Below are 20,755 nucleotides of genomic sequence, written 5' to 3'. Positions count from 1 at the left end.
AGTGAAATAGGTTAAACATAAAGTTAACCTATTTCAAGTAAAAAGGAATTATTATGATAAGAAAAGCGAGTATTATGCAGGTTCATCCTGATAAACATGCAGAGTATAAGAAGCGGCATGATGAAATATTTCCTGACTTAGTGAAAGAACTTAAATCACATGGAGCTCACAATTACTCAATCTTTTTAGACAGCAAAAGAAATTTACTTTTTGCCTATGTCGAAATTGAATCTGAGGAACGTTGGGATGCTGTAGCTAAAACAGCTGCTTGTCAAAAATGGTGGGCATTTATGAAAGATATCATGCCAAGCAATTCTGATAATAGCCCGATTAGTGAATCATTAACTGAAGTTTTTTATTTATTATAAAATATTCCTCTCTTTAATACACATCAAAGAGAGGAAACTAAAAATATAATCATTTCTACACACTCAATTATCACTTCTTATCGTTAAATAGGGCTCGATATTCGGAAGGAGTCTGATTGGTCAGCTTTTTAAACACAGATGAAAAATAGTTACTATCATCATAACCACATTCTGCCGCAATCATACTAATCGAATAATCAGTAGTTCTAAGTAAAGACATTGCATCACATAGACGTCTTTTTTGTAAGTAGCCAGTAATAGTCATCCCTGTTTGACTTTTAAATAAGCGACTAAGTGAACGGCTTGCGATATGATTGTCTTTGCAAAAAACATCAATATTAAATGGGGTTGCTATACTGTTATGAAGAGCAGTGAACAATAAATCCAATTGATGAGTAGCAGTAGGTAGAGCTACCGTAGGAACTTGTTTAATCCGGTCTAACAAAATAACCAACTGCAAAAAAAGAGCCTCAGATAAATGAACGGAGGCTAAATTGTTTTTCTTAGACTCAACATCTAACTGTTCAATAAGTGGTGATAAAAGTTTAAGGGATGAAGGTTGAATACGCCAAGACCGTTCATTATGTCTAGCAGTCACTTTAGGTAAATAAGACTCAATAGTGGATGATAAAAATAGTGATTCTCTCAAATATAAAATATTATCCAATCTAAGGTCATTAACAGATTCATAGCCATGCACATCTTTCGGATTAATATATAAAATATCACCACTGGTAATCGGATAAACATATTCATTCCAATGATGTAGCCCATTACCAGAACAGACAATCACAATTTCATTAAAATCGTGGTTATGCAAAGGAAAGGGTTGTTGATGATCACGTCTTTCGACAGTAACAGTATTTATCTCCGAAATAAAATAGTCTTGTTTATATAAACGTAAACATTTTTCCATAGACTGTTCCTGATTGATTAATGATAACGTTTATCTGGATTATTACGTAATGTTTGTGGCGAAAACGTAAATTCTTGTTTAAAACAGGTTGAAAAATAAGCACTATCATTAAAACCACATTCTTGTGCAATAGTTGTGATGGATTTATTGCTGTAAATTAACTGTGTGTAAGCATTAGCCAACCGTAGTTTTATTAGATATTTTTGTGGTGTGATACCAATTTCATTCTTTATATGTCGATGAAAAGAGCGTAATGATAATGAAAATTGCTCAGTTAATTGTGCCCAATTAATTTGCTCCTTAAAATTGATTTGTAACCAACGTAGAAGTTGTTTAACGCGATTATCATAGGAACCAGAACCCTGATTAACATAAAGATTATTATTAAAAATCAAAAGTAATTGTAAAAATAAACTCTCCTGAATAGCATTTGATTGATTTGGCGTTAATTGCTTAATAATCGATTGAATATTTTCATAAGATTTTTTATCAAAAAAGTAATGCGATTGAATTGGATCAGGATTTGGAATTAATTGATTTATTCCATTGATAAAATGAAAATTTTTAGGATCTCTAAACAAAATATTGGTCAAATGCAAATCATGAACGCTCTCGTACAAATGACAGTCGGAAGCCTTAATATAAAACATCATGCCTGGATACAAATCAAAAAGTCGCCCATTCAATATGTGTTTACCGTATCCACTAGTTACAATAACGATCTCATTGAAATTATGGGTATGTTCAGGATAGACGGGTTGTGGTGTTCGAGGCTCAATGGCGATATTTTGATCGCTAGACGAGAAAAAATCTTTATCAAGTAACATTTCAATCATTCTGAACCTCACTTCTTTTTAAAACTTACAACCACATTCTAAAAAGTAAATCGAAATCTCACCTTTAATATTTGGACAGCTAACATAATATTTTGGCTATAAATTATAGCTATGCAGGACTTTTTATTAAAAATGTGCGAAGCTTCACATTTTTAAAATTTTTCCGTTTAAAAGTTCATCAGAACGCGATTGAATACCAAGCAGTTGAAGTTTTTTTATAGAATAAAAATTCTAAAATTTTTATTTGTTTCGATAACGTTAGTTATGATATTTATTGTTTGCTATAAATTGATTTATAGTAAAAATAAAAAATATATATGGTGATATTAATTATTTTTCTGACTTGGTGAGGGTGTTTTTTATACAAAATAGCAGAGCATTTTTAATTATCATCAAAACTTTCAGGTATATCTGTTTCTTTCAAAATTCAAAAAAATAATTAACCGTGAACTAAAAAACTACTCCAGTTAGTCTGACTTATTATGGAGGTGCTCATTTTTTTAGTTATAGTTTATAGAGCGATGATAGCAAAGATAATAAAAGAGAAAAATATCACTTGTGCAACACTTAAGGGAAGCCAACAGAAAGAGCGGTTGAATGTTAGCCTATCATAGTTACCTACACAAATTCATTGATGTTGCAATTGAAATTTATCTTAATTATTCATAACGAACAATGGAACATTTTACCACTGGGAGAAAATGCGACCAAAGTTATAGGATACGCCAAATAGTTAACCATAATGATTCAACCGTTGGTTGGCTATCAGGAATTTTCATTTAGTACATCACTTCACTTCTGAAAAAGTTTACCGATACAGTATTGCTTAATTACAGCCTCAATTAAAGAATTTTATATTCATCTTATTTTAGCTAACACAATACAAAAAATACCAAATTATCAATAATAAATATTGGAATTAAAATCCCTATTGACCATTTCATATAGCCAAAAAAGCTTGGCATATTAATTTTATGTTGTGTGGCAATACTTTTAACCATAAAGTTAGGTGCATTACCAATGTAACTTAATGCGCCCATAAATACAGAACCCATTGAAATTGCCAATAGTGTGTCTGCATAAGTGGTCATTAATGTAGTTGCATTACCCGAAGCTAAATTAAAAAACACCAGATAAGTTGGTGCATTATCTAAAAATCCTGACAATGATCCCGATAACCAAAAATACATACTGTTTATTGGTGTGGCTTGTTCACTGGTGACCAATGATACTACAGAACTCAAAGCACCGTCATTGCCGGCACGCAAAATTGCCAGAACGGGCACTATAGTAATAAAGATACCAATAAACAATTTGGCAACTTCTTTGATTGGATCCCAATTAAATTCATTGCCAGCTCGTACTTGCTTTGGCGTGATCAGTATTGAAAGAATCGTTATAGCAATAAAAAGGCCATCACGAACTAGATTTTCTAATTCAATTTGCGATCCTAATAGCGTGAAGTTTATCGCTGGATGCCAAATGCCAGATAAAAGCACACTAGCAATTATCGCCATTAGCAAGCCGATATTTTTTAGACCGTATAATTTAACTGCTTCTGAACTATGGGAAAGAGTAATATTGCCATATTGCTTACAATAATAATATCTATCGATAAAATAATAAATAATGAGTAATAAACCGGATGTCAAAATAACTGGCAATAACATTTGTTTAACAGTCCAGAAAAAATCCACTCCTTTTAAAAAACCAATAAATAATGGTGGATCACCTAACGGCGTCAAACCACCACCAATATTGGCGACTAAAAAGATAAAGAAAATTACTGTGTGGACTGAATGGTGTCGTTGCCGATTAGCTCGCAGTATTGGCCGAATCATTAACATAGCTGCGCCAGTTGTTCCCATAATTGAAGCTAATACCACACCAATGGCTAATAAAATAACATTTGATTTTGGCGTACTTATTTTATCACTTTTGATAAGAATACCACCAGAAACAGTGAACAATGCCAAAAGTAATAATATAAAGGGGATATACTCTTCAATAATGGCATGAGCTGTTAATTGAATTGTGGTAGATAAACCAAAAGAAAATAACGCAGAGCCTAGAAATAGTAACGACCAAACCAGAACAATTTTGCCATAATGATGATGCCACAGCCGTGCTAGAAATAATGGGCATAATGCGATAGAAAGCAAAATTCCAACAAATGGGATAGCCCAAAATAACGATAACTCCTGCCCATTAAACTCGCTTGCATGCAGTTGAAAAGAGATTAGCATTAAACTAATAAATGGTATTATTGATAATTTGGATAGACGTTTCATTGCGTTATTATGTGAATTAAAAGTGGCAGATTATAACAAATCCACAGTTAATTTTCGAATTAGTTACGCTTAAATAAATTTTAGTTTAACAGTAATAAAAAATTTGAGGAAAGGGGTTTTTACTATCTAAAAGCTTTGGCTATTTTCGCATATTTGTGTAAAAAGGCTATAATGGCCGGCAATTTTTCATATTGGATTATTCATGCAGACAACATCGCCAACAATTAACAAAGATGTTTTACATCATCGTAATAAGCATATTAATGGCTACCCATTTGATTTACTTATTAAAACTTTACCAGCATTATCTAATTTTGTTAAACCTAACCAATATGGCTGGGTAACGATTGATTTTTCTAATCCTATTGCCGTGAAGATGCTAAATAAAGCACTTTTATTGCACTATTATCAACTCTCTTATTGGGATATTCCAGACGATTACCTATGCCCTCCAATACCAGGTCGAGCAGATTATATCCACTATTTGGCTGATTTATTAGCTCAAGATAATCAGAATAATATCCCTAAGGGTAAGAGAATTAGCATTTTAGATATTGGGGTTGGTGCAAATGCCATTTATCCGATTATTGGCTGTGCTGAGTATGGTTGGTCATTTGTTGGCAGTGATATCAATCCAACATCATTCAAGGTTGCGTCGTTAATAGCAAAATCTAATGAATTATTAAAAAATAGCCTACAATGTCGTTTACAACCCAACAGTGATGCTATTTTTGAAAATATCATTAAACCGAAAGAATTTTACTTGGCAACTTTATGCAATCCTCCTTTTCATAATTCAAAGCAACAGGCTCAAGCGAGTGCTTATACAAAACTACAAAAATTGGGTAAATTAAGTTCAGAAAAAGATCAAGTTATACTTAATTTTGGTGGACAACATGCTGAACTTTGGTGCAAAGGAGGAGAAAGTGCATTTATAACCAAAATAATTGCCGAAAGTGTTAACTATAAAACACAATGCCTATGGTTTACTTCGTTGGTTTCGAAAAAAGAATCACTGACAAACATAAAAAAACAGTTAAAAAAATCATCTGTAACTGAATACAAAATTATTCCTATGGCTCAAGGTCAAAAAATAAGCCGTTTTGTTGCGTGGACGTTTTTTGATCGAGAACAACGACAAAAGCAGATCAAAAAATTTTGAGGAAAGGGGTTTTTATGTAATAGCTTAATAACGATATCGTTAATTAACTATAAATTAACTTACACTTCCATAGTCAAAATTAATAGTATTAGATATTTTTTGAGAATATTAAGTTCTATATGATATTTATCTCACTGAAGGCCGATATAATAATTTTGAGTTTTAGCAGTATTATTCTTATTTAGTGATTCTGGTTTTTGAACTCTGTTTAGATTAACGAAAATTAGTTTAATGATCTGTATTATCTAATCTATTAATCATATTTAATCTTTAACTTTACTTCCTTAATTCTGACAATAAACGATATTAATTATTTTGATTATTTTCTTATTTAAAAAATATCCTAATCTAATCTATTTTTTGTTGTATGATGTTTCTGTTATATCAGCAATATAAGGATCATCACATGCAAGAGAAACCAAGAAAAGCAATTATTAATGCGCTATTAACAGTTATCAAAGTTGAACAGTTATCCCGTAGTTTTTTACGTTTGCATTTTAGCTGTGATAAACCATTGATGGTCAATCCGCGTTGGATTTGTCCTCATTTAAAATTACTCTTTGCAGATCCTTTGACTGGTGAAATTACTTTTCCGCAATTAGATGAAAATAATAAAATCATGGTCAGTGATCGAATTCGCCAGTTAGCACGTAGTTACAGTATTCGTGGTTATGATGAATCCACTAATCAACTAATAATTGATTTTGCTATTCATTCTCAAGGATTAGCGACGGTTTGGGCTCAAAAGGCCAAAATAGGTGATCAAGTTGGTATTGTAGGTACTGCTGGTAAATTAGAATTTGATAATCAATTTTTAGTTTTGATGGGCGATATTTCTGCAGTACCGAGTATCTGTTATACGCTTGAAAATTTGCCTAGTTCTCAAACAGCATTAGCTTTTATTGAAGTTAATCACAAAACGGATATTGTTGACCTACCAATCAATAAAAATGTAAAAGTTCAATGGTTTGTTAAGGATTTAAATGCTCCTAATCAATTAGTTGACGCGGTGATGAACATCAATTTTAGTGATCAAGATAATATATTGTTTTGGGGGGGAATGGAAAGATCATTGGCACAACAATTACGTCATTCAATCAAAGATAAATATCCCAATTTAGAACCTAATGCTATTCAGATTACCAGTTATTGGCGAGAGGGATTTGCGGAAGGAGAATTTAAACATCGTGATTGATTGTTGGTAGAAAGTTGTGAATATACTTGCGCATTTACATTTAGCAACAATTGCCAATAGCTCGCTAATTGGCAATACTGTTGCTGATTTTGTAAAAGGTGATCCTTATCAGCAATTTCCAACTGAGATAGCTGATGGTATTATGTTGCATAGAAAAATTGATAGTTTTACTGATAGTTTTCCTACTGTTAAACAAGCAAAATTGTTATTTCGAAATAGTCATCAACGTGTTGCTCCAATAACGCTTGATATTGTTTGGGATCATTTTTTATCAAAGTATTGGCATGATTTTGGTTCAAGTCAAACTTTATCATCATTTAATATTATGACTAAAAGGTATATCCAACCTTATATCACTAATTATCCTACAGATTATCAACATTTTATGAATGCGATGTGGCAAGAATCATGGTTAGAAAATTACGCTTCAATAGATTTTATTGCGAAAGTATTAAAAGGTATGGCTCAGCGAAGACCAAAACTTTATTTATTGCAAGAAACCATTATTGATATTAAACAAAACTATAGTGCATTAGAATCACATTTTTTTGATTTATATCCGAAAATATGTTCAGGTATAAAATCGGTATAAGCTTATAAGATAATAGTTATCGAATAATTTAACTACATAAATTCATTCGATAACCATTAAAGAATTGAATAGTTTTATTTAGGTAAACTGATTTTTCTATCTTCAATCATAATCAAGTTACTGCTATCCGGTTTTTGGGCTATTGGTACCAAATTTTCAAGTGTTGCTTGCGGAAGCTTGGCTAATGCTGCCACCTCTTGGCTTAGTACGAATTACCTGACTTTCAGGTAATGTAGTATTGTTAGTTAGATTGGCCCATAACCATTCGATGGCATCTTCACCGTAATAGTCAATAGCTAATAGTGTGTTATCAAATGGTGATTTTCCGTCGAGATAACTAGCATTTTCAACTTCGATATAACGTAGTTGCGATTCTTTTCCTTCTACTCCGCTATTTAAAGCAACATACGGGCGAGATGTATGATTTATTAACTGTTTGACATTATTTTGGCCATGTACAATAAATGTTTTAATTTTATTTAAATTTCCGGTTGCTTGTACTTGTTTTAGTCCATCATTAACTCGTTTCTCGGTTATTTTCTCTCGTAAACAAATAGCCCCTTTAGTACCATAATCTATCTGATTTTTAATTTCAGAGCTTGAGAACCACTCTCTTCTTGGTGAATCGATATCCTTATTTGCGACAAGATCGATTGCGGTAACATCTTTATTGGCCCAAACAGGTAAATGACCATTAGATAGTGACCAGATTTCAGAGAATTTTACTTCTTTTAATGGCATTACTTCACCAAAATTATAAAGTGGATCTTGTTGCGTACTGGCAACAGAATAATCACACATGTTTTCTGTAACATCAAAGCGACCATATGAACTAATATATTGATACGGAAAAGCAATTGATTCTTCAGTATAAAAATAAGGTAACTGGATTTCCATCTCTGGACGCCAACCATAACTATGTAACTTTTCTAGAGCTTCTTTAGGGGTACCTTTAGTTAATAAATTAGCTTTTTTTAGTGCATCACAGCGATTTTGCGAATAAAAATATTTTGACGCATAAGGAACATAACTGTCTGCTTTATTGGGCTCAATTGCTGGGATGGCACAAGGAATGTAAAGCGCAGCTGTAGTAGCATAATCAGGGATTGAATTATATTTGAAACTTCTTACACTAGTTCCTTCTTGGATAGTAAGTGAGGCAATCTCTGGATTGGGTTGTATTTGTGGATTAACCGCAACAATACCATTAATGGTTCCGATCTTATCTAATTCACCGGCATTCAAGGCTGCACTAGCACCATCCTCGGCACCATAGATCAATATCAATGTATTATAGCTGGTAAAGTTTCGAGTATTTGTGGCTGAAAATCTATCATTGATTTCATAAAGTGCAAATTCAATTGACTGTAAAACATATTTGCCCCAATTATGTTCAGGGTTCTGTTTTGAGTGTAACTGTTTAACAGCATATCTATTGGGGTAATTTTTTATAAAATTTTCTCTATTTTTGATCTTAGGATTAAATAATAGATTATCTTTTGCAATTTTTCCTTCTATAGTAAAGCCTTGTTGACTACTAATATCATAAATACCATTGCCCAATCCTTTATCGTTATAAACTACTGCACAATTGTGTTTTAATCCCCAAAGCCCGCGAATTTGTATATCTTTGGCGTTATATAAACCGTCATAATTGCTAGCTGGAATGGCAACAATACATGGTTTTTTCTTATCAAAATCAACCGGAATGTGTAATAGTACACCGACATTTCCTTCTTTAATTGTCGCTAAAATTTCGGTGCCGGCTATTTTTCCATCGAACAATGGTGACAAGTTTTGTTGTCTAAAGCCAAATAATTGACCTTCACCGGTTTTTGTATCAATAAAGCGATTTAATTTGGCTTGACGGAGCTCACGAGTTGTTGGATTATCAGGATCAGCAAATTTGAATTTTTGTATCATTGATGATAAAGGTGTAAAACCAATGCCGGCTGTAACTAGATCGTCGCTATCTCCATCATAGTAGTTTGAACTGTGAATAGTAATCCATTGTGGTTTTGGATTGTAGGGATTATTTTGATCAGTATAGCCAATATTTGGAATTGCAAGTATTGGTAAAAATAGTAATGATGTTAAAGTTTTTATATTTTTGATTATCAAAGTCATTACACTAACTTCCCATTTTTTAATTAACTTAGTTTTCCATATCATGGATGATAATTATATAATTTATCCGTTAGATGGTAAATTTTTGCTACCAAGAGCCCAAAAGGCTGAAATAATTTTTTCAGATAATCGCCTTTTTTGGACGCATATACCCACATCAAATGGTTCCATTAAATTGGTTGACCATTCAGTAATTCGTTCGCGAACTCTTTCTGGACTGTTTTCCATTACCACTTTTGGCAATAATGCTACACCGCATCCTAAAGCAACCATAGATACAATTGCTTCATGTCCTGCAACTGTTGCATAAATTCTAGGACTGGTTATTTTCTGTTGTTTGAACCATAAATCAATTCTCTGTCGGCTGGGGCCATGTTCTGGCAAAATGAAAGGAATATTATGCCAATCTGGCGTTTTTTGATGTAATTTATCACTAAATGAGCTATTGAGCTTAGGAATTAATAAGACCATTTCGATCTCGCCTAATTTTATAAATTCAACACCAGCCGGTAATTGTTTAGGTTTGCCTGCAATAGCGAGATCAGCCTGATTAGATTGAATTTTTTCAACTGCATCAGCAGCATCACCAGTAGATAGCTTAATTTCAACTAGTGGATAATGAATGCGGAAGCGATCTAATATATCAGGTAAATGACTATAGGCCGCCGTTACTGAGCAAAATAGGGTTAATTCGCCAACCAATTGTTGATCTGATTGATCTAACTCTTGCTTTAATTGTTGATGTAGATTTACAACTTGTAGAGCAAAACGTTTTACTTTTTCGCCTTCATGAGTAATTTGAACTTGTCGGTTGTCGCGTACAAATAATTGATGCCCAAATTGTTCCTCAAGGCGTTGGATTTGCCTTGAAAGCGTGGAAGGACTTACATGCATTGCATCAGCGCTCATGCCAAAATGGCATGTCTCACACAAATGTAAAAACAATTTTAGGTCACGAATATTCATATTAATGGTTATTTTCAGATATTTCTAATATTAAACACTATTATCAAATAGTGATTATATCATCATCAGTATTAAATGCCGCTATTATTCACAGATATATCAATAAGGCAAATAGCAAAATAGTCTTCTTCAATGGCAATATAGATGTAGACCTGTTAGAATACGCCATTATTTTTGCTTAGCTAAATTGATTAATTTTATGACAGAACAAGCTTATTTAGACGAAGTTAATGCTCGTCGTACTTTTGCTATCATCTCTCACCCAGATGCGGGTAAAACGACTATCACCGAAAAAGTATTGTTGTTTGGACAAGCGATTCAAACTGCGGGTACAGTTAAAGGGCGTGGTGCTAATGCTCAACACGCTAAATCAGATTGGATGGAAATGGAAAAACAGCGTGGTATTTCCATCACCACATCGGTCATGCAATTTCCTTATAATGATTGTTTAGTTAACTTACTTGATACTCCTGGACATGAGGACTTCTCTGAAGATACTTATCGAACGTTAACTGCTGTTGATAGTTGTTTAATGGTTATTGATGCTGCGAAAGGTGTCGAAGATAGAACACGTAAATTGATGGAAGTAACGCGTTTACGTAATACGCCAATTTTGACTTTTATGAATAAACTTGATCGTGATATACGAGACCCGATGGAGTTGCTTGATGAAGTTGAAAACGAACTTAATATCATGTGTGCACCTATTACTTGGCCAATTGGTTGTGGTAAATTATTCAAAGGTGTCTATCATTTAGCGAAAGATGAGACCTATCTTTATCAAACAGGTAAAGGTCATACTATTCAAGAAGTTCGTATTATCAAAGGTTTAGATAATCCAGCACTCGATACCACAATTGGCGATGATTTAGCACAGCAGCTTCGTGATGAGCTTGAATTAGTACAAGGTGCATCAAATGAGTTTGATCTGGAAGCTTTTCTATCTGGTGATTTAACTCCAGTATTTTTTGGTACTGCATTAGGAAATTTTGGTGTTGATCATATGCTTGATGGGTTGACTGCTTGGGCCCCGACGCCTCAACCCCGCCAAACAGATAAACGAGAGGTTGCAGCTACTGAAGAAAAATTTACTGGTTTTGTATTTAAGATACAGGCCAACATGGATCCTAAACATCGTGACCGAGTTGCCTTTATGCGTATTGTATCGGGTAAATACGAGAAAGGTATGAAGTTGCGTCATGTTCGTATCGCAAAAGATGTGAATATATCTGATGCATTAACCTTTATGGCTGGAGATCGAGATCATGTTGAACAAGCTTATGCTGGTGATATTATTGGTCTACATAATCATGGCACTATACAGATTGGTGATACTTTCACTCAAGGTGAAGATCTTAAATTTACCGGTATTCCTAACTTTGCCCCTGAGCTATTTCGTCGTATTCGTTTAAAAGATCCTCTTAAACAGAAACAATTATTAAAAGGTTTAGTTCAGCTTTCGGAAGAAGGTGCAGTACAAGTATTCCGTCCAATTGCTAACAATGATTTAATTGTTGGAGCGGTAGGGGTGTTGCAATTTGACGTAGTTGTTGCGCGTTTAAAATCTGAATACAACGTAGAAGCGATTTATGAACCAGTAAATGTAACAACGGCTCGTTGGGTTGAATGTAGTGATGCTAAGAAACTTGAAGATTTTAAACGAAAATGTGAGCAAAATTTGGCACTAGATGGTGGTGATAATCTATCTTATATTGCGCCAAGTATGGTTAATCTAAATCTAACACAAGAACGTTATCCAGATGTTGAATTTAGAAAAACACGTGAGCATTAATTGGTTACTCGGTAATTAAGATTAACAATGAGAACACTATTAATGATCTGATAATGAGGAAGGGCTATTTTTAGCCCTTTTTTATTTATTAATTTGTTGTATTTTTAATACGATAATGTTAGTTTAACCATATCTTTTAGATAATTGCTATTTTTATGCAAAATCGATTATCACTATATTGCTCTCTTCTATTAATAAAGCTGTAATTAATCATACCTTCTATATACCTTTATATTCTTGAATTTTGACTGTAATTTTGAATTCCAAATAATAAATTTTTCTTTTTCATTTATATTTATATTTCGATTATACTGTCTTTTAAATTAGGCGAGAATTCTATGAATAACATGAAAACTAAAACACTATTTATTACTGCATTAACCGTTTTTACATTTAATAGTTCATTTGCTATTGAGAATAAGCATGAACATTCTGTATTATCAAATAAAGTTCACCAAAGCGAACGAGATGATCGTCAATATGAAGTGATTGAACTTAATAATAAAATGCGAGTTTTATTAGTTTCAGATCCGAAAGCAACCAAATCACTCGGATCAATAGCATTGCCTGTTGGTTCACTATATGATCCAGTACTTCAACAAGGATTAGCTCATTACACAGAACATATGGTGCTAATGGGTTCGAAAAAGTATCCTCAACCGTCAAGCTTTACTGAGTTTTTGTCACGACATGCCGGTAACTATAATGCTACTACCAGTGGTAATCGGACTGCATTTTTCTTTGAAGTTGAAAACGGTGTGATTAATACTGCATTAGATTATTTAGCTGATGCGATTGCTGAGCCAATTTTTGATCCTAAATTTGCTGATAAAGAACGTAATGCCGTTAGTTCTGAAATGACGATGTACCGATCGAGTGATGGTTTCCGCATTCAGCAAGTTGATTCTGAAACGATTAATCCTAATCATCCAGCAGCACAATTTTCTGGAGGCAATTTAGAAACATTAAGTGATAAAGATAATAGTAAATTGCAAGATGAATTGGTTAATTTTCATGATAAATATTATTCAGCTAATATTATGGTTGGGGTTATTTATAGTAATCAATCCATTGAAAAATTAGAAACTTTGGCTGAATCTACTTACGGTCAAATTCCTAATAAAAATATTGTTGTTCCACCAATTACTAAACCAGCGATAACTCAGGAGTTTACTGGTAAAGAAATTACCATGATACCAGCTCAACCTAGAAAAATGTTGTCTCTAAAATTTCCAATCGAAAATGACATCGATAAATTTGCAGATAAAACCAATGAATATCTTATCTATTTAATTAGTAATAATAGTAAAAATACCTTAGCTGATCAGTTACAAAAACAAGGCTTGATTGAAGCTATTCAAACAACTTGTGATAGTAAATATTATGGTAATAGTGGGACATTTAATATTAATGTTATTTTAACTGATGAAGGTTTGGCACAAAAAGACAAGGTGATTGCAGCTATATTCAATTATTTACAATTAATTGAAAAACAGGGCGTTTCAGAAGCTTATTACGATGAGATAAAAAAAGTTTTTGCTTTGTCGTTTAAGTATAAAGATGTTAACCGCGATATGTCTTATGTTGAATGGTTATCTGATCAAATGCTGCTTTATCCAGTTAAAAATGTATTAGATGCGGATTATGTTGCTGAACATTTGAATAAAGAAGCTATCATCACTCGAATCAAAAGTTTTACTCCCGATAATGCTAGAGTTTGGTTGATTGCTCCAAATCAAACCACCGATAAAACTGCATATTTTCTTAATGCGCCTTATAAGGTCGATAATATTACAGATGAATTAAAAGCAACGTGGACTAATTTAGCTAAAGATTTTTCGTTTAGTCTGCCTGAATTAAATCCTTATATTCCTGATAATTTTAGTATAATTGCACAAAATGAAGATCAGATTCAACCAGCTACATTTAGTAAACGTGGTAATCATATTCATTTTGTTAGTCGTCATTTTAGTAATGATCCTAAGGCTGTGATTGCTGTTTCTTTACGTAATAATCAGGCTTTTAAAGATGCAAAAACGTCAATTGCTTTTGAGTTACTTGATTACATAGTTAGTCGTGATTTAACTCAATTACAATTTCAAGCTGGTAATGCCGGAATGTCATTATCTACTGGTACTGATAATGGTTTAATGATAACAGCTGCTGGTTTTAATCAACATTTACCAGAAATGGTATTGGCTATTCTTAATAGTTATCGTCAAGTGACTATTGATGAACAAAGTTTAGCATTAGCTAAATCATGGTATCTGCAACGACTTGATGGGGCAGATCATTTCGAAAGTATTCGATTAGCGTCCGAGCCAGTTCTTGCATTATCTAAATTGCCGCACTATTTTGAACGAGACGAAAGACGACAAATTACAAATACTATCACTATTAGTGATGTTGAAGCTTATCGTGATAACTTGATGTCTCAATCGATACCTTACATGATTAGTTTAGGTAATATTTCAAATGAAGATTCTCTGGATCTTTATCATGCAGTGCAAAAGACATTAAAACGCAATGTTGAATTTACGCCTTTGGATGATATAGCAATTAAAACTTCGTTTACAGCGAGAATCACCCAACAAGCGAAAAGTACCGATAGCGCATTGTTAATGACTTATTTCCCAACTAATTATGATCCAACTAAAAGCCAAGTAGTTGGCTATACATTAGCTAATATTATGTCACCATGGTTTTTTGATCAATTACGGAGCAATGAACAATTGGGATATCTTGTAGGTATTTTTCCATTTTTCATCGGTGAATCAGTAGGGCTGGGTTTTGCTGTGCAAACTAATCAGTGGGATCCTGCTTATCTATTACAACGTTATCAAGCCTTTTACCCAGCAATGTTAAATAAATTAGATGCGTTAACTGATGAGGATATTGAAGAGTATAAAAGAAGTATCATTGATGAACAGACAATGCCTCCGCAATCCTTAGATGAAGAGTTTGAACGTTTAATTTCAGATTATCGTTTATCTCGTTTTCAATTCGATTCTCGTGATAAAAAAATAGAACTACTTAAGAAAATCACTAAACAAGATTTAATTGATTTTTATAAAAATACCGTTATTGAACAAAAAGGTTTAGTAATAGCATCACAAGTGATAGGAAAAACGGAAAAAGAAGAAAAGCAACCGGAAGCTATCACTGACTATACTGAATTTAAAAATGCATCATCATTACAAAATGAATTATTAAAATAAAAGACTCAAGCATGTATTTAGTCTGAAATATCATTACATTAAATTGGCATTGTACCTACCATATGGTACACTGCCAAAATCCCAATAGTTTGAGTATATTATGATTACTGGATCGATTGATTATTGTGCTATCGGACAGCGATTGCGGGCTTACCGTATCGCTGCTTCTCTCAGAGCTGAAGATGTTGCAGAAAGTCTTAAAATCTCTAGAGCTGCAGTTTACCGTTTAGAAAAAGGCGAAATTGTCAAAATAGAAACGCTTGAACGTTTAGCCTCATTATTAGATACTTCATTTGCTAGTTTGCTTGGCATTGACACTGAATACTATTCGAGTGGTGATGGTTTTTTTGAACGCATGCGTCAATTAGAAGAACAATCTACGCACATTTATTCCCATTTTGATCCTTTTTCTTTTCTATTAACTTCATCTGATTATCTTGCTCATTTAGGTATGATGTTAAATGAGTCGAGTGAATCCATTGCAGCGCAAAGATATGCAACATCATTATCGATTTTAAATGAGCGTAAGACACAGTTTTATCAATCTGTACCAAAAGTGATTAATCTAATCAGTTTGCGTAATGTTGAGCGATTTTTGCACATCGGTTTGGTTGGCAATTTAACTATTTCTCCAGGCAAGAAATCTGAAAGAATGTTGTTAGCTCGTAAAGAAATTTATCATTTGATCAAATTGATAGAAGATCAAGCTTATGCGCCAACAATTGCGATTACGGAACAGGCTATCCCATCCATCGCTTTTCAAATATTTTATCAAAATAAAGATGCGTTAGCATTGGCAATGAGTCCTTTTCGATTAGGTGAACTACCTAATATAACCACAGGGATTGCCTCAATAACATCTTCAGAAGATGCAATTAAACGTTATCGCCACTTATTTGATAAGTTATGGCAAAATAGTGCGAAAGATCATAAAGCAATCGATCTATTAAAAACCACCTTAGAAAATTTTTAAAGAATATTAAAATTACTAAAGAGAGTCATTATGTTATCTTTAACATTACAACCGATAAAAAAATTTAGTGGTACCATTAATTTACCTGGTTCTAAAAGTGTATCAAATCGTGCACTATTATTATCTGCACTTAGTCAAGGTAAAACAAGATTAACTAATTTACTTGATAGTGATGATGTTCGCTATATGCTTGATGCTTTAAAAGCGTTGAACATCAAATATCATCTGTCAGATGACCGAACAATTTGTGATATAGAAGGGGTAGGTGGTAAATTACATTCTGCTCACCCATTAGAACTATTTTTAGGAAATGCCGGGACAGCTATGCGTCCTTTAGCTGCAGCACTTTGTTTAGCCGATAATAATATTGTATTAACGGGTGAACCTCGTATGAAAGAGCGTCCAATTGGTCATTTGGTGGATGCATTACGTCAAGGTGGCGCTAAAATTGATTATCTTGAAAATGAAGGTTATCCGCCACTTCATATCCATGGTGGTTTTACTGGAGGTAAGATTGCTGTAAATGGCTCAGTATCAAGTCAATTTTTGACTGCACTATTGATGGCCGCCCCTTTAGCTAGCAATGATACTGAAATTACTATTATTGGCGATCTAGTTTCTAAACCATATATTGATATTACAATAAAAATGATGGCAATGTTTGGTGTATCGGTTATCAATAATCAATATCAGACATTTGTCATTAAAGCTAATCAAACTTATCAATCGCCTGGTAGTTATTTGGTAGAAGGTGATGCCTCTTCAGCATCCTATTTCTTAGCGGCAGCAGCAATTAAAGGTGGCACTGTTCGTGTTACTGGAGTTGGTAAAAAAAGTTTACAAGGAGATACTCAATTTGCCCATGTGCTTGAAAAAATGGGTGCCAAAATAACTTGGGCTGATGATTATATTGAGTGTACTCGCGGTGAATTAAATGGTGTCGATATGGATATGAATCATATTCCTGATGCTGCGATGACAATTGCAACCACTGCACTCTTTGCTGATGGAACAACGACAATTCGAAATATTTACAATTGGCGAGTAAAAGAGACCGATCGCTTATCGGCTATGGCCAACGAATTACGTAAAGTTGGTGCTACTGTTGAAGAAGGAGAGGATTATATTACTATAACTCCTCCTGCAAAACTCAATCATGCAGAAATCAAAACTTATAATGACCATCGTATGGCTATGTGCTTCTCATTAGTTGCACTCTCTGATACGCCGGTAACTATTTTAGATCCGAAGTGTACAATGAAAACATTTCCTGATTATTTTGAACAATTTAAACGATTAAGCGAAATATAACATGACAAAAAATATTCCTGTTATTGCTGTTGATGGTCCAAGTGGTGTAGGTAAGGGTACATTATGTCAAGCGTTAGCAAATCACTTCAACTGGCATCTTTTGGATTCAGGTGCTATCTATCGTGTGTTAGCGCTAGCGGCGTTAAAACAAAATATTGCTTTAGATGATATTATTCAGCTAACTGTGCTCGCATTGAATTTACCGTTAACATTTGATAGCAGTCATGGTGATGTCAAAGTATTGTTGGCTGGGGTTGATGTTTCAAAAGAGATTCGTACCGAACAAACTGGTGGAGCAGCTTCAGAAGTAGCTGCAATAAATGAAGTAAGAACAGCCCTATTACAGCGTCAACGTGATTTTCGACAATTGCCTGGATTAATTGCCGATGGTCGTGATATGGGCACAGTCGTGTTCAGCGATGCCCCTGTAAAAATATTTCTTGATGCTAGCGCTCAATCAAGAGCAGAAAGAAGAATGAAACAGTTGCAAGATAAGCAAATTCATGCTAAATTCCCCGAAATTTTGCAGGAGATAACTGCGCGTGATGAGCGAGATCGAAATCGAGCGGTTGCGCCCTTAAAGCCTGCAGTTGATGCATTAATAATTGATACCACATCTCTCTCTATCGAAGATGTTTTTAATCAAGCTATTATGTATATAAAAGAAAAACTTGCGCTATAAGTTTATATTGTATGTAAACTTATTGTGTAAACGAAGCTCCATTATAAGGATGTAAGTGGAGTAACATAAACAACCCCACAAGACAGGATGTAATGTGGACGTTAATATTAATTTAAGTATATAAAATATGACTGAATCTTTTGCTCAACTCTTTGAAGAGTCTTTAAATCAACTAGACACTCGTTCTGGTAATATGATCCGTGGTACTGTCGTTGCAATCGACAAAGATGTTGTTTTAGTTGATGCTGGTTTAAAATCTGAATCAGCAATTCCAGTAGAGCAGTTTAAAAATGCCCAAGGTGAATTAGAAGTTCAAGTTGGCGACGTTGTAGACGTTGTTCTTGATTCTATTGAAGATGGCTTTGGCGAAACAATCTTATCTCGTGAAAAAGCTAAACGTCATGAAGCGTGGCTAACATTAGAAAAAGCAGTTGAAGATGCTGCAACAGTTTTAGGTGTTATCAATGGTAAAGTTAAAGGTGGCTTTACGGTTGATCTTAATGGCGTTCGAGCGTTCCTACCAGGTTCGCTTGTTGATGTTCGTCCATTACGCGATACTTCTCATATTGAAAATAGAGAGATCGAATTAAAAGTTATTAAATTAGATCAAAAACGCAACAACGTAGTTGTTTCACGTCGTGCAGTAATTGAATCTGAAAATAGCGCAGAAAGAGAACAACTTCTTGAAAATCTACAAGAAGGTTCTGAAGTTAAAGGTATTATCAAAAATCTTACTGATTACGGTGCATTCGTTGATCTTGGTGGGGTTGATGGTTTACTACATATCACTGATATGGCTTGGAAACGTGTTAAACATCCAAGCGAAGTGGTTGAAGTTGGTCAAGAATTACTTGTTAAAGTTCTTAAATTCGATAAAGACCGTTCACGTGTTTCTCTTGGCTTAAAACAATTAGGCGAAGATCCTTGGGTTTCAATTGCTAAACGTTACCCAGAAGGTACTAAAGTAACTGGTAAAGTAACTAACTTAACTGATTACGGTTGTTTCGTTGAAATCGAAACTGGTGTTGAAGGTTTAGTACACGTTTCTGAAATGGATTGGACTAACAAAAATATTCATCCATCTAAAGTAGTTAGCTTAGGTGATGAAGTTGAAGTTGTAGTTCTTGAAATTGATGAAGAACGTCGTCGTATTTCTCTTGGTCTTAAACAATGTAAACCAAATCCATGGTTACAATTTGCTGAATCACACAATAAAGGTGATAAAGTTAGCGGTAAGATCAAATCAATCACTGATTTCGGTATCTTCATCGGTTTAGATGGTGGTATTGATGGTCTAGTGCATCTTTCTGATATTTCTTGGAATATGCCAGGTGAAGAAGCTGTTAAAGCTTATAAGAAAGGTGACGATATTGAAGCTGTTGTTTTACAAGTTGATGCTGACCGTGAACGTATTTCATTAGGTATCAAACAACTTGAAGACGATCCATTCAGCAGCTTTGCATCTAACTTCAAAAAAGGCGCAATTGTTAAAGGTAAAGTTACTGCAGTTGATGCTAAGGGTGCAACAGTTGAAATCGCTGACGGTATCGAAGGTTACTTAAAAGCACAAGATATTGCTCGTGAACGTATTGAAGATGCAACTACTGCATTAAATGTTGGTGATGAAGTAGAAGCGAAAATCGTAAATATCGATCGTAAAACTCGTGCAATTTCACTATCTGTACGTGCTAAAGATGAAGCTGATGAGAAAGAAGCATTAGCAGCTGTAAATAATACTGCAACTCAAGAAGATGCATCATTTACTAATGCAATGGCTGAAGCATTTAAAGCAGCATCAAAAACTGAGTAAAAAATATTTATTCAAAGAGTAAAGAGGGCTTGCCCTCTTTTTCTTTTGTGGTATAAAATGAATAAAATATATACCACATAAAATAAATTAGGAGTGACCATGAACAGATCCGATTTAGCAGAAAGAATAGTCAACTGGCGGGCACACCTTCCTGTGCAACTTGTTGATGATGCTGTTAGAGACATTATTGAACAAATTGCTTTAGCGATGGAAAGTAATGATCGTGTTGAAATACGCGGTTTTGGTAGTTTTAGTCTTAACTACCGCGCTCCACGTAAAGCTAGAAACCCTAGAACAGGAGGAAATGTTGAGGTTAAACACAAATATATCCCTCACTTTAAACCTGGAAAGAGTTACGTGAACGTGTAAATAATGCAGCTAAAGCATAATTTCAATCCATTTAATAAAAAAGCCTTTGAGTAAAATCAAAGGCTTTTTTATTAATTAGATGAATGATTCTCAATAGAAACAGAAATAGTAATTTTTAAATTGGAATGTAGCTCTAAAATTAAAGGT

The 20,755-nt window shown here is 33.9% G+C and carries 16 protein-coding genes; 11 read left to right on the top strand and 5 right to left on the bottom strand.

Annotated elements, in window-relative coordinates:
- Nucleotides 1-53: 53 nt before the first annotated feature.
- Complete coding sequence (gene rhaM, locus RAM17_RS09255; protein ID WP_110447528.1) at nucleotides 54-368, top strand: L-rhamnose mutarotase; 315 nt, start codon at nucleotides 54-56, stop codon at nucleotides 366-368.
- A 70-nt stretch (nucleotides 369-438) separates the two neighbouring features.
- Here the strand turns inward: rhaM and RAM17_RS09250 are convergent, their stop codons facing one another.
- The 3 genes from RAM17_RS09250 to RAM17_RS09240 form a co-directional block, all read right to left on the bottom strand.
- The gene (locus RAM17_RS09250) at nucleotides 439-1,284 is read right to left on the bottom strand and encodes a helix-turn-helix domain-containing protein (protein ID WP_110447529.1); all 846 of its coding nucleotides are present in this window, start codon (nucleotides 1,282-1,284) and stop codon (nucleotides 439-441) included.
- 17 nt (nucleotides 1,285-1,301) lie between these two features.
- Nucleotides 1,302-2,120: an HTH-type transcriptional activator RhaS gene (rhaS, locus tag RAM17_RS09245; RefSeq protein ID WP_110447530.1), complete on the bottom strand. Its 819-nt coding sequence runs from the start codon at nucleotides 2,118-2,120 to the stop codon at nucleotides 1,302-1,304.
- A gap of 872 nt (nucleotides 2,121-2,992) precedes the next feature.
- Complete coding sequence (locus tag RAM17_RS09240; RefSeq protein WP_110447531.1) at nucleotides 2,993-4,411, bottom strand: sodium:proton antiporter; 1,419 nt, start codon at nucleotides 4,409-4,411, stop codon at nucleotides 2,993-2,995.
- A gap of 202 nt (nucleotides 4,412-4,613) precedes the next feature.
- Between RAM17_RS09240 and rlmF the strand changes: the two genes are divergently transcribed.
- The 3 genes from rlmF to RAM17_RS09225 all read left to right on the top strand — a co-directional run bounded on the left by rlmF (nucleotide 4,614) and on the right by RAM17_RS09225 (nucleotide 7,360).
- Entirely contained in the window at nucleotides 4,614-5,573 is a 960-nt protein-coding gene (gene rlmF / locus RAM17_RS09235; protein WP_110447532.1) for a 23S rRNA (adenine(1618)-N(6))-methyltransferase RlmF, read from the top strand.
- Nucleotides 5,574-5,979: 406 nt separating this feature from the next.
- Nucleotides 5,980-6,768 carry a siderophore-interacting protein gene (locus RAM17_RS09230; RefSeq protein ID WP_181414642.1) on the top strand — a complete coding sequence of 263 codons (789 nt, stop codon included), beginning with the start codon at nucleotides 5,980-5,982 and terminating at the stop codon, nucleotides 6,766-6,768.
- Between the two features lie 16 nt (nucleotides 6,769-6,784).
- Entirely contained in the window at nucleotides 6,785-7,360 is a 576-nt protein-coding gene (locus RAM17_RS09225; RefSeq protein ID WP_110447534.1) for an acyl carrier protein phosphodiesterase, read from the top strand.
- A 156-nt stretch (nucleotides 7,361-7,516) separates the two neighbouring features.
- Here the strand turns inward: RAM17_RS09225 and RAM17_RS09220 are convergent, their stop codons facing one another.
- Both RAM17_RS09220 and ilvY read right to left on the bottom strand, forming a co-directional pair.
- Nucleotides 7,517-9,487, bottom strand: coding sequence for a 3-hydroxybutyrate oligomer hydrolase family protein (locus RAM17_RS09220; RefSeq protein WP_306239959.1), 1,971 nt, complete (start codon nucleotides 9,485-9,487; stop codon nucleotides 7,517-7,519).
- 63 nt (nucleotides 9,488-9,550) lie between these two features.
- The gene (gene ilvY, locus RAM17_RS09215) at nucleotides 9,551-10,453 is read right to left on the bottom strand and encodes an HTH-type transcriptional activator IlvY (RefSeq protein ID WP_110447536.1); all 903 of its coding nucleotides are present in this window, start codon (nucleotides 10,451-10,453) and stop codon (nucleotides 9,551-9,553) included.
- 199 nt (nucleotides 10,454-10,652) lie between these two features.
- On the opposite strand from ilvY, the gene prfC reads away from it, so the two are divergent.
- The 7 genes from prfC to RAM17_RS09180 all read left to right on the top strand — a co-directional run bounded on the left by prfC (nucleotide 10,653) and on the right by RAM17_RS09180 (nucleotide 20,608).
- Nucleotides 10,653-12,245: a peptide chain release factor 3 gene (gene prfC, locus RAM17_RS09210; RefSeq protein WP_110447537.1), complete on the top strand. Its 1,593-nt coding sequence runs from the start codon at nucleotides 10,653-10,655 to the stop codon at nucleotides 12,243-12,245.
- Between the two features lie 338 nt (nucleotides 12,246-12,583).
- Complete coding sequence (gene ptrA, locus RAM17_RS09205; protein WP_110447538.1) at nucleotides 12,584-15,463, top strand: pitrilysin; 2,880 nt, start codon at nucleotides 12,584-12,586, stop codon at nucleotides 15,461-15,463.
- Nucleotides 15,464-15,563: 100 nt separating this feature from the next.
- The gene (locus tag RAM17_RS09200; RefSeq protein ID WP_110447539.1) at nucleotides 15,564-16,436 is read left to right on the top strand and encodes a helix-turn-helix domain-containing protein; all 873 of its coding nucleotides are present in this window, start codon (nucleotides 15,564-15,566) and stop codon (nucleotides 16,434-16,436) included.
- Between the two features lie 27 nt (nucleotides 16,437-16,463).
- Nucleotides 16,464-17,747, top strand: coding sequence for a 3-phosphoshikimate 1-carboxyvinyltransferase (gene aroA, locus RAM17_RS09195; protein WP_110447540.1), 1,284 nt, complete (start codon nucleotides 16,464-16,466; stop codon nucleotides 17,745-17,747).
- Nucleotide 17,748: 1 nt separating this feature from the next.
- On the top strand, nucleotides 17,749-18,429 hold the full coding sequence (gene cmk / locus RAM17_RS09190) for a (d)CMP kinase (RefSeq protein ID WP_110447541.1): 681 nt from the start codon (nucleotides 17,749-17,751) through the stop codon (nucleotides 18,427-18,429).
- A 127-nt stretch (nucleotides 18,430-18,556) separates the two neighbouring features.
- Nucleotides 18,557-20,239, top strand: a complete 1,683-nt coding sequence (rpsA, locus tag RAM17_RS09185; protein ID WP_110447542.1) for a 30S ribosomal protein S1 — start codon at nucleotides 18,557-18,559, stop codon at nucleotides 20,237-20,239.
- A 99-nt stretch (nucleotides 20,240-20,338) separates the two neighbouring features.
- Entirely contained in the window at nucleotides 20,339-20,608 is a 270-nt protein-coding gene (locus RAM17_RS09180) for an HU family DNA-binding protein (protein ID WP_306239954.1), read from the top strand.
- Nucleotides 20,609-20,755: the final 147 nt, after the last annotated feature.

The sequence above is a fragment of the Gilliamella apis genome, from assembly GCF_030758615.1.
Classification (GTDB): domain Bacteria; phylum Pseudomonadota; class Gammaproteobacteria; order Enterobacterales; family Orbaceae; genus Gilliamella; species Gilliamella apis_A.
The sequence above is the reverse complement of the archived record's forward strand: the minus strand, read 5'-3'. Positions and strand labels throughout refer to the sequence as shown.